Raw genomic sequence first — 14,550 nt, 5'->3', positions numbered from 1 at the left:
GGGAATTATGAAGCTCAACAAAATAAGTGCAATGTTTAGTGCGACTAAAAATAAATCAACTAATATAACGATTTTTGGTGCGACACTAACAGCTCTACTGTCTATGCCGACCTTCGCTGCTGATGCTGAAACTCAAAATGCAGAAACAGACGAAATTGAAGTCATTGCAGTTAAAGGGATATTTGGCAGTTTAAAAGCAGCTAATTTACTAAAGCGAGCCGATGATCGTATTGTCGATGCTATTGTTGCAGAAGACATTGGTAAATTACCTGATAATAACATTGCAGAAGCCCTGCAACGAATTACAGGTGTTTCTATTGGAACTGACTTCGGGGTGGGTGAGTCAGTAACAATTCGAGGCGTATCTGAAAACTTGATACTACTTAATGGTCGCTCTACTGCAGGTGCTGGTCGTGGCGGTATTGGATTGGATGACTTTCCTTCAAGCTTTTTGAAAACAGTTGAAGTCATTAAATCACCTACACCTGACATGATTGAGGGGGCTTTAGGTGGTACGGTAAACATGCAAACTATTCGTCCATTAGAGCTGTCAGAACCGCTTGTGGCAATTACGCTTGATGGCGAATATTCAGATAAAACAGAAAATACTGCACCAAATTTTTCAGCTGGTATTGGTAATAACTGGGATTTAGGTGATGCAGGTACATTTGGTGCTTCAGCTAACCTTGCTTATTTAGACCGTGAACTACGCCGTGATGAATATTTCAACAAAGTTGATTTGCTCGATAACATCGATATTAACGGTGACGGCGTTGTTGATGACTCAGGTGGACCTAATGGCAAATACTTACGTAGAACGCAAAGCACGTTAGAGCAAAAAACAGAAGAACGTGAACGTACAGCTTATGGTATTTCACTACAATGGGAACCTGTTAGTGCTGAAGCCAACATTTATCTTGATTTGAATGCAACTAAACTTGATGGTGGCCAATCTGCATACTCTATCTTAGATGTGGGTGGTAGCTCTGTAGCAAGAAGTGATTCTTACTATGACGCTAACGGTCAGCTACATAATTACGATTTAGATGGTGTCCTTGTAATTCCAAAAACTTGGAGTGACTTTACAACATCAGATACCACCTCTCATGCCCTAGGTGGTGAGTGGTTTATCACTGATAACATTGAATTATCTGCTGAATACTCAATATCAAAATCTAAAGAAAAACAAACAGCAAATGAATTTAACTTACGACCAATTGAACGTACAGATCCTACCCTTGATCTTGTAACACATACCAGTACAGGTAGTTCGTTTACGGGCAGTGGCATTCCTGGTTACACATATGCTGATTCAGGTATGTTAACTAACCCTGATAACTTAGTATTTCGTGAATTCTTCCATAAAACACTTGAAACTGACAATGAAGAACAAGCATTACGCTTTGACTTCAAAATCTCTGACATTGGTGTAGATTGGGTATCAGCGGTAAAAGCTGGTGTGCGCTTTACTGACCGAGATTATAGTGCCAACCGCTATGACCTAAAACCTATCAACGGCAACACTACCCTTAAAGATTCTTATAAAAAAGCAACCAATGCTGACGGACTCTATAGCCCTATTTGGATTGATAATCCTGTACTGGCTGACAGCATGAAAATCGTTAACATGAGTAATTCATTTGACCAAACAGGTGTAAATGGTCAAAACGATTTAATGACTTACAATGTTTATGATGCTGATTTACTACAGAACACTGAAGCCACTTACGCATTAGTTCAACAAATGCTGCAAGGTACTTCTTATGCCATGAACGGCTCATTAGCTGACAACATGGTAGAAGATAATGGTGCATATAAAGAAATTAACGAGAAAACCAGCGCTATCTATGCTCAATTCCATTTGGATTTTGATGATTTAACTGCTGTATTTGGTGGTCGTTATATTCAAACAGAATTAGAGTCTAGCGTTGTTGCTTCTGTTGATGCCAATGGCAACAAAATTCTTGATACTGGCGAAAACGATTATTCAGATTTTCTCCCTAGCTTGAATGTGACCTATACCCTTACAGATGAAACCTTAATGCGCTTTGCTGCTGCAAAAGTTATGCGTCGTGCAGACTTTGATGAGCTAAGCCCAGCATTATCAATTGATAACTCATTAGTGACGGGTACTCAAGGTTCTTACCAACTAGAACCATACCGTGTGACTCAATATGACTTATCTGTTGAACACTATTTTGGTGATGGTGGCATTGTTTCAGCTGCACTTTTCTATAAAGACGTCAATTCATTTACACAAACAGACAGCAGCTGTTTAGCTGACCCAAGTACTGTAGATGGCCAAAACACGACTGAATGGGGCAACGTTTGTTTACTGGATACTGCAGGTCAAAGCCAAGGTGACGTAAACTTTGCGACCGAGGCACAAGGTTTAGCCTACGTTGACTCAGAAAAAGCTGCGGGCAGAACAGGTATTGTTGTTGATACTGACGTTAATGGTGGCAGCGGTGAAGTAAAAGGTGTTGAGCTAGCTTATCAACAACAGTTTACCTTCTTACCAGGTTTCTGGTCTGGGTTTGGTGTCAATGCCAACTATACCTATGCTGATAGTGAGCAACCTGACGGCAACCCACTGCTAAATATTTCAGAGAATACAGCTAACGGTCAAGTGTACTGGGAAAATGACGACCTTCAATTCCGTCTAGCATATAACTGGCGCGATCGTTACTTATATTCTCAAGCAGAGAAACGCGTTCAAACAGTTGGTGCATTAGGTTATAACGTATTTAACCAAAATGACCCATCAGCAGATAACTTTGATGCGACTGTGGGTAACAACTACCGTGAAGCTCGAGGTCAATTCGACTTTTCTGCAAGTTGGGATATCAATGAACACTTCACTGTTGTTGGTAATGTTGTGAATTTAACTGGGGAACCAATTGAATACACTACAGAGCTAGATTCGGTATGGAAGTACAGTGAATCAGATCGTCGCTATACTGTTGGAGTTCGCGCTAGATTCTAATAAGCCACACTTAATAAGAGCCTTCCGCTACGGGTAGGCTCTTTCTTCAACAATCACCTTTCCATTAATGACAATAAATTTAGCGAAATTACATAACAACACAACTTAGCTTCACAGGTTAACTTACCAATTTAACTTTTGGTAAACCAAAACCCAACAAATTGGTTGACAATAAATTTATTATTAACTAATATTGGTAATAAGCTCGATTTAGATAATATTTACAAATACTTAATAGAATAGAGCATGTAAAACAATTAATTGCATATTCAAAAATGGACAGTTAATCCATGCAGCTAATTGACTAGCACTATTAAGCGTTGAGCAATCTTTGTTACTCAGATAAACATATATAAAAATTTTAGGAGTTAGATATGACAAAGCCAATCATTGGTTTCATCGGCCTTGGTCTTATGGGCGGCAACATGGTTGAGAACCTACAAAAGAGAGGTTATCAAGTCAATGTAATGGATCTAAGCGCTGAAGCTGTTGCACGTGTTATTGACCGTGGCAATGCAACTGCTTTTACATCAGCAAAAGAGTTAGCTGCTGCCAGTGATGTTGTTCAGTTTTGTTTAACGACATCAGCAGTGGTAGAAAAAATTGTATACGGCGATGATGGCGTATTAGAAGGTATTAAACCTGGCTCTGTGCTAGTTGACTTTGGTACATCTATCCCCTCTTCGACTAAAAAAATTGGTGCTGCACTTGCTGAAAAAGGTGTCGGCATGATTGATGCGCCTTTAGGCAGAACACCTGCACATGCTAAAGACGGCCTACTTAACATTATGGCTGCTGGTGACATGGATACTTTTAATAAAGTGAAACCATTACTAGAAGAGCAAGGCGAAAATGTATTCCACCTAGGCGCTTTAGGTGCAGGACATACAACTAAATTAATTAATAACTTCATGGGTATGACAACGGTAGCAACCATGTCGCAAGCATTTGCGGTGGCAAAACTTGCAGGTGTTGATGGACAGCAGTTATTTGACATCATGTCAGCAGGTCCTTCTAACTCGCCGTTCATGCAATTCTGTAAGTTCTATGCTGTCGACGGTGAAGAAAAACTTGGCTTCTCAGTTGCAAATGCCAATAAAGACTTAGGTTATTTCCTTGCAATGTGCGAAGACTTAGGGACTAAATCTCTTATTGCTCAGGGCACTTCTACTAGCTTACAAGAAGCGGTAGATGCAGGTTTAGGTCAAAATGATGTTCCTGTCATTTTTGATTATTTCAGTAAGTTAGAAAAATAATATCGACATCGATATTCCTAAAAGATTGATTGTTCTATTAGCTACACCGTTTAACTGAGTTTAAAAAGCCCCTTATCTAGTTTGATACGGGGCTTTATTTTTCTAGTCGCATGTTCTAAAAATCAATGTAATTAATCTTGCATACCGACAAAGCCTGGCTGTTGTTCAACATTACTCAACCACTGCCTTATATTCTCAAAGGGCGTTATATCAAAGCCACCTTCATGGGCGACATGGGTATAAGCAAATAAGGCAATATCGGCTAAACTGAATTGTTCTCCTAAGATAAAGGCTTTGTTGGCTAACTGTTCATCTAGTAATCTCAACACTTGTCTACCCTTAACGTGTAAAAGATCATATTCAGCTTGCCGCTCAATCGGCATGTTCTGATAAAGGCGAATAAAGCGAGCAACGGCTATACAAGGTTCGTGGGTGTATTGCTCAAAGAAAAGCCATTGATACATTAATGCTTTATCAAACTCATCAGTCGGTATCAGCCCAGACCCTTCTGCTAAATACCCTATAATGGCATTTGACTCTGCCAGCACCCTTCCATCATCAAGCTCAATAATAGGCAGCTTCCCTTGAGGTGATTTTTTCAAAAATGTTGCCATTTTAGTTTCACCAGCCATTATATCGATATCTCGCCAACGATAAGCTTGATTTAGTAACCTTAACGTTAACTTTACCTTGTAACAATTTCCCGACTTTACGTCACCATATACAGTTATCATCTTCATCCTTGCTTTGGTTAAATCTCACTATTTCATCACCTATTTTACTAGGCTTGAAATCAACGCTCTTAATGCAGCAGGTTTCACCATTTTAGCCATGTAGTGATAGCCACGCTTTTGTACATCATCAATGAGATCTTTGTTGGTATTAGCAGTGATTAAAATGCCCGGCAAATGCTCACCGTATCGAGAGCGAATTCCATCCATTGCATCCACACCGTTTTGATCATTATCTAAATGATAATCTGCTAAAACGATATCTGGAGCTACCCCTTTGAGGCCTAATTTAATGCGTGCATCAGCCAAATCCGTGGCACAAACAACATCACATTTCCAACGAGTCAGTAAACTTTCAAGTCCCGCTAAAATGGCTTCTTCATTATCAATACATAGCACTTTCACCCCTGCTAGAGGCTGAGTTGGCGTCGGTACCGGTTTCACGACTTTCTCTGTCACCGTTTTGCCCAACGGCACCATTATAGAAAATACCGATCCTTGTCCTAACTTTGATGTCACTAAGATTTGATGGTCCAGCACTTTACTGATTCTGTCAGCAATAGCTAAGCCGAGCCCTAGTCCACTAACGTTGCGACTACTTGGATGATTTAAACGTTTAAACTCTTTAAAGATTTCTTGCGTTTCATGTTCATCAATACCGCAACCAGTATCAAGAACTTGAATTTCAATAAAATCACCACGATGACGACAACCAAGTAATACTCTTCCGCCTTTTGCATAGCGATAGGCATTGGTTAAAAAGTTTTGTAACACCCGTCTTAATAGGGATAAATCAGAATTAATCGTTGCATTACACGGCATCATATTAAATTTGATTTGATTGTCAGCAGACATGGCTTCAAATTCAACGGCTAAGCCATTTAGTAATTCTCCAAGAGAAAAATCTCGACGATTCACCTCTACCATATCTGAATCTAATTTAGAAATATCCAGCAAGTCAGTTAATAATTCGCCAGCGGTGCGAAGTGAATTATTAATATGAGAAAGCGTGGTTTTTCCTTCCAAATCCAAATTCGGATATTGTGCAAGCGATGCTGTAAACAAACGAGCCGCATTTAAAGGCTGCATTAAATCATGCCCAACAGCGGCTAAAAAACGACTTTTAGAGGCATTCGCCATTTCTTCCTGGGCTTTTGCTTCAAGGAGTTCACTATTGAGCATCGCGAGCTCATAAGTACGCTCTTGTACTCGAGATTCTAATGTTTCATTCGCTTCTAATAAGGCTTTCTCTTGCTTGCGATATTGAGTAATGTCGGTAAAGGTCATCACAAAACCGCCATCAGGCATTGGGTTGCCCTGAATTTTGATCACTTTCCCGTCTTTTCGCTGCCGCTCAGATGTGTGCTCAGTACCATTACGCATATGTTGCACGCGTATATCGACTTGCAACTCTATGTCTCCCTCACCACAGTAGCCTCTGGCAGCATTAAAACGGATCACCTCGCTAATTGGCATGCCCTGTTGTAAAAAACCTTCAGGGTAATCGTACAGCTCAGCATATTTAAAGTTCCAAGCAACTAAATTCAAATCTTTATCGACCACACTCATGCCTTCATAAGCGTGCTCAATTGCGCCTCTAAGCATATCTTGGCTTAAAATAATCTTAGATGATGCTTCATCTACCAAACTGAATACTTCATCAAGGGCTAAGTCACGACCTTGTAATACTGAATCCATTACCAAAGAGGCACTAGAGGCACCTAATACCCCAGCAAGCATATGCTCTGTGTGTGACACTAAAGATTGGTCAGCCATTTTATGCCATGAATCACTACGCACAGCATCTGGGGAGAACTTACTAAAGCTTTCATATGCTCTAGTTGGGCTGACAAATCGACTGGCGAGAATTAACAAGTCTTGCTGGGAAATGGCAGTGTGTTTTCTGTTAGCGTCTTTTTTGTTTGAATCAGATTGAAGTGAGCCCGGATTGATAAAATGGCTAGCTTGAATACGCTCAGCGACACCCGCTCTAAACCATAATGAGCCTAATATATAACAAATAATATTAGCTAATAGGGCAATAAGCGTATCGTCAACCTCTGGGCTAATTGAGGCTAATAAGCCTGTTTCTTGCCCTAAACCAACACTGCCTTCAAATAAGATATAACACCATAAAGAAAACCCAACCGCTAAGCCTAAGAATACCCCAGAGCGATTACCGTACTTCCAATACAATCCACCGAGCAAAGCTGGTGCAAGCTGAGCGAAAGCACCGAATGACAATTGTCCTAAATGAGATAATGACTCACTATTACCGAACAATAAGTAACTTAAATAGCCTAATGAAAGAATAATAACGATGGCAAGACGGCGAGCATTAAGTAAAAAACGAGCAAATTGATTAAAATTAGTTCCACTCACTTTATTTGTGCGTAGCATGAACGGAACAATCCACTCATTACTGATCATAATACTTATCGTTACCACAGCAACAATTACCATACCCGTTGCCGCAGATAATGTACCTAACAACGCAATCACCGCCAGTACCGGTTGATCTAGTGCTAAAGGAAGATTAATCACGTAAGTGTCGGCGGCCACACTGTCGCCGAGCAATAATGTGCCAGCTAAGGCTAATGGCGCCACAAACAAGCCAAACATGGCGAGATATAATGGGAATATCCAACGTGCTTTTTTAAGTACAGACTCTTCAGCACATTCCACCACCATGACATGGAATTGCCTTGGCATACATAAAAATGCGGCAACACCCACAAACATCTCAGGCAAGAAAGAAGTAATATTTAATGAGCCATGTTTAATAATGTCTTTTTCTGCCGCCTGTTGCCAAATATCACCAAACCCATCAAAAAAGCCAAAAGTAATCACAAAGCCAACAATTAAAAAAGCAGCTAGCTTCACTAATGACTCGAAAGCAATAGCGACCATCATTCCAGGGTTATGCTCTGTTGCATCAAGCTTTCGTGTACCAAATAAGATAGCAAAGATTGCTAAAATAAATGTCATGACCATGGGGACGCTGACATCATTTAATGGCATGTTTTCAGGTTGAAATAAATTCAAGCTAAAGACCATCGCTTTTAACTGCAAAGCGATATAAGGCATGATCCCAAATAAAGCAATAAGTGTCACAATTGCAGCAAGGGTTTGAGATTTTCCATAGCGCGCGGCAATAAAATCTGCAACAGAAGTGATATTTTGCGCTTTTGATATGGCGACTATCTTACGAAGCATGCCAAAGCCTAAAGTAAAAACCAAAATAGGCCCTAAATAAATCGGTAAAAAAGACCACAAAGCATTAGCAGACTGCCCCACCGTGCCTAAAAAACTCCACGACGAACAGTAAACCGCTAGACTTAAGCCGTATATCCACACTTGCACCTTTTTGGTGATTTTACTAAACCAGCGTTCAGCTCCCCACGCTAAGATAAACAGCAAGGAAACATAGCAAATTGCAATTACAGCAACGACTAAGGTCAAATTCATAGCATTCTCTTTAATTATTTTTATGCTTAATATTTGTGCAATAAAACCGTTTCACGAATATGTCATGCTAACATGCGCAACAGGTTAAATATTAAGGATATTTTAAAACTAGACCAAGGTCTAATAGTGTTAACCTCACCTTGCAGACAATACTCTCGTAACGCTAATTTTGACAAAGGGAAGCCCTATGAGCTCGCAGTCTCTCTATAAAGTACCAGCAGATTTCGCCAACAATGCACTGGTAGATAACGATAAATATAAAAAAATGTACCAAGAATCAGTGGTAAATCCAGAAGGATTTTGGAGAGAACATGGTAAGCGTATCGATTGGATTAAGCCTTACACCAAAATCAAAAAGACCTCTTTTGATGATCATAACCTGTCTATCAATTGGTTTTATGATGGCACATTAAACGCCTCTGCAAACTGTTTAGATCGCCATCTTGAAAAAAATGGCGATAGAGTTGCCATTATCTGGGAAGGCGATGATGCAAATGAACAGCGTAAAATTACTTACCGTGAGTTACATACTGATGTGTGTAAATTTGCCAATGCACTTCGCAGCCAAGGCGTTTGTAAAGGCGATGTCGTCACGATTTATATGCCAATGGTGCCAGAAGCTGCTGTAGCCATGTTAGCTTGTGCTCGCATTGGCGCTATTCACTCAGTGGTATTTGGAGGTTTCTCTCCAGACTCCATTGCATCTCGTGTTATTGATGGCAAATCAAAAGTATTGATTACTGCCGACGAAGGTATTCGTGGTGGTCGTAAAATTCCTCTTAAACGTAGTATTGATGATGCACTGAATAATCCAGATGTTGATTGCGTCGAAAAAGTTATCGTACTCAACCGCACAGGCGGAGATATCGATTGGGTTGAAGGTCGTGATATTTGGTGGAGCGATGTAATGGCAACAGCTTCAGAGCATTGCCAAGCCGAAGAAATGGGCGCTGAAGACCCGCTTTTCCTGCTTTATACATCAGGCTCAACTGGTAACCCTAAAGGTGTGCTGCACACAACCGGTGGTTACATGGTTTATGCATCAATGACACACGAATATGTATTTGATTACAAAGAAGGCGAGGTTTATTGGTGTACTGCCGATGTCGGTTGGATTACTGGCCATTCCTATATGGTTTATGGCCCACTGGCTAATGGTGCAACGATTCTTATTCATGAAGGTGTACCTAATTCTCCAGGTCCATCGCGTTTAGGTGAAATGATTGATCGTCATAAAGTGAATATTCTTTATACCGCACCGACATTAATCCGTGCACTGATGGCTGAAGGCAAAGAGCAATTTGACGGCTTTGATGGCAGTTCGCTTCGTGTAATGGGCTCAGTAGGTGAACCTATCAACCCTGAAGCTTGGCGCTGGTATCACGAAGTCATTGGCCATGAGTCTTGCCCAATTGTTGATACTTGGTGGCAGACAGAAACTGGCGGTATCTTAATTAGCCCACTTCCTGGAGCAACCGATGCTAAACCAGGCTCTGCGACTCGCCCATTCTTTGGTGTGCAGCCAGCCCTAGTTGATAACATGGGTAATATTTTAGATGGTGCAGTTGAAGGTAATTTGGTCATTCTCGATTCTTGGCCAGGCCAAATGCGCACGGTTTATGGCGATCATGACCGTTTTGCATTAACGTATTTTAAAACTTTCCGAGGCATGTACTTTACTGGTGATGGTGCCCGTCGTGACGAAGACGGTTATTACTGGATCACGGGTCGTGTGGATGACGTTATTAACGTATCCGGTCATCGTTTAGGTACCGCCGAAGTTGAAAGTGCCCTTGTTTCACATGAGCTAGTTGCTGAGGCCGCAGTAGTTGGTTACCCCCATGACATCAAAGGTCAAGGTATCTACGCTTATGTGACCTTAACTAAAGGTATTGAAGAAACGGAAGAGCTTCGTCAAAACTTACGACAATGGGTTCGTAAAGAAATCGGCGCGTTAGCTACCCCAGATTTGATTCAATGGGCTGGTGGTTTACCTAAGACTCGCTCTGGCAAAATCATGCGCCGTTTCTTGCGTAAGATTGCAGCAAACGAGGTAACAAACTTAGGTGATTCTTCAACACTTGCAGATCCTGCGGTAATCGATACCTTGATAGAATCACGCTTGAATAAAGCGGAATAATATCCTAATCAATTAACTGTCCTACCCACCTTGAGAAATCCTAACCAGATTCTCGTTGCCCCCTCAATTGAGGGGGCTTTTTTATATCAATTTTTTATACCGCCTAAATTAAGGGCTTTATTTCATGCTAGAGTAACCATTTATATCACTAGCAATGTATGCTCCGTGAATGCGATGAATTTCATTATTACTTTGAACATTATTCAATAACGATAAAAACCTATGACAGCTGTAATATCCCTTCGTGATTACCAACAAGATTCTGTTGATGCCGCTATAAAACACTTTAAGCAAAGTAATGACTCCGCTGTATTAGTATTACCAACAGGTGCTGGTAAAAGTATCGTGATAGCAGAACTTGCAAGAATAGCTAGAGGCAATGTTTTGATATTGACTCATGTTAAAGAGCTAGTCGCTCAAAATGCAGAAAAAGTGGGATTACTGACTCAAAATGCCAGTATCTATTCAGCTGGATTAAACCAAAAAAAAGCGGTAGGTAAAACGGTTGTGGCTAGCGTTCAATCAGCTGCTAGGGCACCTGAAAAATTTAACCAAACTTTCTCTTTGGTTATTATTGATGAATGTCACCGTGTTAGTAACGATGAAAATAGTCAGTATTGGCAGTTATTGAATCATCTGAAAAAAAATAACCCGCAACTAAAATTACTAGGCTTAACGGCAACACCATACAGATTAGGACTAGGCTGGATATTTCGCCATCATTATCACGGTAAAGTCGGCAACACAGAAAAACCTATTTTTGAACAATGTATTTTTGAATTGCCCATGCGGCCACTCATTAAACGTGGGTATTTAACAGCACCTAAGATATTCGATGGCTTAAGCGCACAATATGATTTTAGCCAGGTAACCCCTTCAGAGACAGGCGAATATCCACAAAAAGAAGTCGATGATTTATTAGATCATCAAGGCCGAGCTACCACAGCAATAATTAAGCAGGTTGTGCAACTAGCAGAACACCGTAAAGGCGTGCTCATATTTGCGGCAACAGTGCGTCATGCAAAAGAAATAATGAAGTTACTCGATGATAGTGCAGCTTTAATTACCGCTGACACCCCTCATACAGTGCGTGATGATATTATTTCACGGTTTAAGCAGCAAAGTCTTAAATACATTGTCAACGTAGCGGTACTTACTACAGGCTTTGATGCTCCCCATGTAGATTTAATTGCTATCTTAAGGCCTACGGCCTCTGTGAGCTTATTTCAGCAAATGATTGGCAGAGGCTTACGCTTAGCAAAAGACAAAGAGGATTGCCTAGTCATTGATTATGCGGCTAATGGATATGATCTTTATTTTCCTGAAGTTGGCCAAGTCAAACCCAACAGTAAATCTGTCCCAGTACAAGTACACTGCCCCGTTTGCCAGTTTGCTAATACTTTTTGGGGTATTGTCGATGCCGACGGTGATATTGTTGAACACTTCGGACGACGCTGCCAAGGGTTAGTCGATACAAAACAGGATACACATCAGCAATGTGATTTCAGGTTTCGCTCTAAATCCTGCCCTGATTGTGGCGCTGAAAATGATATTGCAGCGCGCATTTGCCAAACATGCCTGTCAACACTCATTGATCCAGATAAACGATTAAAACAAGTTTTATCCTCTCAACATCATCATTTATTCAAATGCCAAGAGATGCATCTCATCGAAGATAATAAAAAGCTGATAGTGAAATATTTCGATATTGACGCTAATGAATTTAAAGAAAGCTTTAGAATGGAAACACCTGCTCAGCGGCGCGCCTTATATGCAATTTTTATTGCTCCACACTCGCTCACGCCTGGGATGAAACATCCACAATTCTCATCACCTCAACAAGTTGTTGAACACCAGAAACATTTTAAAACGCCTGATTTGCTGTTACTAAAAAAACAAAAGCATAAGTGGGAATTAGTGGAAAAGTTTTTTGATTATAAAGGACGATTTAAAACCATTAATGAAAACAGTTTTGTTTGAATTGAATCAAATTATCAATTCGATAAAACTTATGGTATAAATCGTCAAATCAAAAAAAGGAGTCACTATGTTTGTTGTAATTTTTGGCCGTCCAGGCTGCCCTTATTGTGTTCGTGCTGTTGAACTATCAGAAAAATTAACTGAACAGCGTGACGGATTTAATTTCAAGTATGTCGACATTCACGCTGAAGGTATTTCAAAAGCTGATTTAGAGAAAACGGTTGGCAAGCCTGTTGAAACAGTGCCGCAAATCTTTGTCGATGAAGTGCATGTTGGTGGTTACACTGAATTTGAACAATATGTACGTTCAAACAACTTATTGGGCTAATTAGATTAAAAAATCAATTATGCACAAATGAAAAAAGGGTTAATTCAATGAATTAACCCTTTTTTGATGTCGTAATGCTACCTTAGAAAATTATTAGGTTTTAAAGCACGTATTTAGCAGAGAACAAAATACGGCTTAGATCACCATCACTTCCATTTTCACGTTCGTTTTTCGCGTACATATATTCAACACCAAAGGTCAAAGGCTTGGTTGGTGAATACAATAAGTTAATATAACTTGAGTAAGACTCAGCATTTACTAAGCTACTCGATAGCATGGTATCGTTATCAGCTTTAAATGCTGACACAGTGACACTCGTACGCCACTTGTCATTCCACCAATGGCGGTAAGCGGCATAGCCACCGTAAGAGCTTATCGCTTGTATTTCGCCGTTAGCATCAAGATTACCAGCATTGGCATAATTCAACGCCATATAACGCCCTAGGCCTTCACCGTAGGTTGCTGAGAATTTAAAGTCATCGTTTCCGACCGGGATAATACCGGCAATACTCGCACCGTAACCCATTTCAGTTGAATCTACCGCCTGCCCATCAACATTTTCTTCAACATTCAATTGACGTAAAATACCAGCCACAGAAATAGCAGTCCCGCCTTCTGTCTTAAAGTTATAACGAGCAACAACATCTGGCACAATGCCACTACCACTGGTGAGTCGTGTTGCCGTACCAAATTTATTTACAGTCGTTTCCGGGTTTTCGACTGCTATTTGAAATCCACCATTTGTATAGCGAATCATCGCTTGTCTAACAAAAGGTGTACCTTCGGCTGCACCAACAAAATCTAAGTTTTCAGGCAATGCGCCAGGATTTTGGAACGTTGTCCATGTTTGACCGACTGTCCAGTTATCATAACTAATAAAAGCTTGTCGAATACGTGGTGAATAACTGTTAGATACACGTTCATTACCGTCAGTATGAGTCATGAAATCTAATTCAATAAAACCTGTTAACTTATGACCATCAAAATCTGAAACCGTTTTAAAATTAAAACGAGTCTCTCGCGCCTGAAAATCGACAACTTGTTTACCATTACCCTCTTCGCCATAAATAGTACCAGGCACATAAAATTGACGAGATAAACTTCCTGAATCGGGTGCGCCATTACCATAGTCACTGAACATCACATCAGCTTTTACGTAGCCCCCAAACTGCATATCAGTATCTGCATAACTAACATTACTTAATGCCAGCATTGAACAACCGATTAATAAACCATATTTTGCTTGTTTCATCATGCTCTCCCTGTTCTTATCATCTAAAGCAATATGACCCACTTAACAAACAAGCAACATTAGCAATAGGTCTATTAGACAAAAGTAGATGAGAAAAAGCTAAAATGATTAGCAGGTTTGCAATTAAATGGTAGATAACATTAGCAATTTGAATACGTTAAGACTGCCCAGTAAAATTAATAGCTAAGCAGTATTCTTGTGAACAAAAGAATACTTATTCATGAGGCGATAAAGTTGACAAAAAGTACAACATCAACATACAAGAGTTGAGTTTATAGTAAGGCTGAATAAATTAAAAAAGCTTGAATATGAATAGATTAAAAACGGTAGGACAATAGAAGAACTGAATTAAAGCCGAACAGGCAATCTCACTTTCAGAAAAGTGGTGGGTCGTGAAGGATTCGAACCT

At 40.2% G+C, this 14,550-nt stretch carries 8 protein-coding genes; 5 read left to right on the top strand and 3 right to left on the bottom strand.

Features of this window, described 5'->3' with window-relative positions; translation table 11 throughout:
• Positions 1-7 precede the first annotated feature (7 nt).
• Both J8L86_RS13510 and J8L86_RS13505 read left to right on the top strand, forming a co-directional pair.
• Positions 8-2,986 (top strand): TonB-dependent receptor, encoded by a 2,979-nt coding sequence (locus J8L86_RS13510; protein ID WP_055026324.1) that lies wholly within the window; start codon positions 8-10, stop codon positions 2,984-2,986.
• Positions 2,987-3,360: 374 nt separating this feature from the next.
• A complete protein-coding gene (locus J8L86_RS13505) occupies positions 3,361-4,242 on the top strand; it encodes an NAD(P)-dependent oxidoreductase (protein WP_055026325.1) in 882 nt (293 codons plus the stop codon).
• Between the two features lie 131 nt (positions 4,243-4,373).
• Here J8L86_RS13505 and J8L86_RS13500 read toward each other — a convergent pair whose 3' ends face one another.
• Both J8L86_RS13500 and J8L86_RS13495 read right to left on the bottom strand, forming a co-directional pair.
• Positions 4,374-4,976, bottom strand: coding sequence for a glutathione S-transferase family protein (locus tag J8L86_RS13500; protein ID WP_247663405.1), 603 nt, complete (start codon positions 4,974-4,976; stop codon positions 4,374-4,376).
• 39 nt (positions 4,977-5,015) lie between these two features.
• On the bottom strand, positions 5,016-8,441 hold the full coding sequence (locus J8L86_RS13495; protein WP_211030805.1) for a PAS domain-containing hybrid sensor histidine kinase/response regulator: 3,426 nt from the start codon (positions 8,439-8,441) through the stop codon (positions 5,016-5,018).
• A gap of 187 nt (positions 8,442-8,628) precedes the next feature.
• Between J8L86_RS13495 and acs the strand changes: the two genes are divergently transcribed.
• From acs to J8L86_RS13480, 3 genes are all read left to right on the top strand, one after another.
• A complete protein-coding gene (gene acs, locus J8L86_RS13490; RefSeq protein ID WP_055026328.1) occupies positions 8,629-10,581 on the top strand; it encodes an acetate--CoA ligase in 1,953 nt (650 codons plus the stop codon).
• Positions 10,582-10,803: 222 nt separating this feature from the next.
• Positions 10,804-12,561 carry a DEAD/DEAH box helicase gene (locus J8L86_RS13485; protein ID WP_211030804.1) on the top strand — a complete coding sequence of 586 codons (1,758 nt, stop codon included), beginning with the start codon at positions 10,804-10,806 and terminating at the stop codon, positions 12,559-12,561.
• 67 nt (positions 12,562-12,628) lie between these two features.
• The gene (locus J8L86_RS13480) at positions 12,629-12,889 is read left to right on the top strand and encodes a GrxA family glutaredoxin (protein ID WP_211030803.1); all 261 of its coding nucleotides are present in this window, start codon (positions 12,629-12,631) and stop codon (positions 12,887-12,889) included.
• A 100-nt stretch (positions 12,890-12,989) separates the two neighbouring features.
• Here J8L86_RS13480 and J8L86_RS13475 read toward each other — a convergent pair whose 3' ends face one another.
• A complete protein-coding gene (locus J8L86_RS13475) occupies positions 12,990-14,141 on the bottom strand; it encodes a DcaP family trimeric outer membrane transporter (RefSeq protein WP_065108323.1) in 1,152 nt (383 codons plus the stop codon).
• Positions 14,142-14,550: the final 409 nt, after the last annotated feature.

It is taken from the genome of Shewanella sp. MMG014 (assembly GCF_018100775.1).
Lineage (GTDB): Bacteria > Pseudomonadota > Gammaproteobacteria > Enterobacterales > Shewanellaceae > Shewanella > Shewanella japonica.
This window is presented reverse-complemented; position numbering and strand designations above follow the sequence as displayed.

What these genes read in the sequence shown, in the direction of transcription:
- J8L86_RS13500 (WP_247663405.1), bottom strand. Translation starts at nt 4,976, where the DNA reads ATGATAACTGTATATGGTGACGTAAAGTCGGGAAATTGTTACAAGGTA.
- J8L86_RS13485 (WP_211030804.1), top strand. Translation starts at nt 10,804, where the DNA reads ATGACAGCTGTAATATCCCTTCGTGATTACCAACAAGATTCTGTTGAT.
- J8L86_RS13510 (WP_055026324.1), top strand. Translation starts at nt 8, where the DNA reads ATGAAGCTCAACAAAATAAGTGCAATGTTTAGTGCGACTAAAAATAAA.
- J8L86_RS13480 (WP_211030803.1), top strand. Translation starts at nt 12,629, where the DNA reads ATGTTTGTTGTAATTTTTGGCCGTCCAGGCTGCCCTTATTGTGTTCGT.
- J8L86_RS13495 (WP_211030805.1), bottom strand. Translation starts at nt 8,441, where the DNA reads ATGAATTTGACCTTAGTCGTTGCTGTAATTGCAATTTGCTATGTTTCC.
- acs (WP_055026328.1), top strand. Translation starts at nt 8,629, where the DNA reads ATGAGCTCGCAGTCTCTCTATAAAGTACCAGCAGATTTCGCCAACAAT.
- J8L86_RS13505 (WP_055026325.1), top strand. Translation starts at nt 3,361, where the DNA reads ATGACAAAGCCAATCATTGGTTTCATCGGCCTTGGTCTTATGGGCGGC.
- J8L86_RS13475 (WP_065108323.1), bottom strand. Translation starts at nt 14,141, where the DNA reads ATGAAACAAGCAAAATATGGTTTATTAATCGGTTGTTCAATGCTGGCA.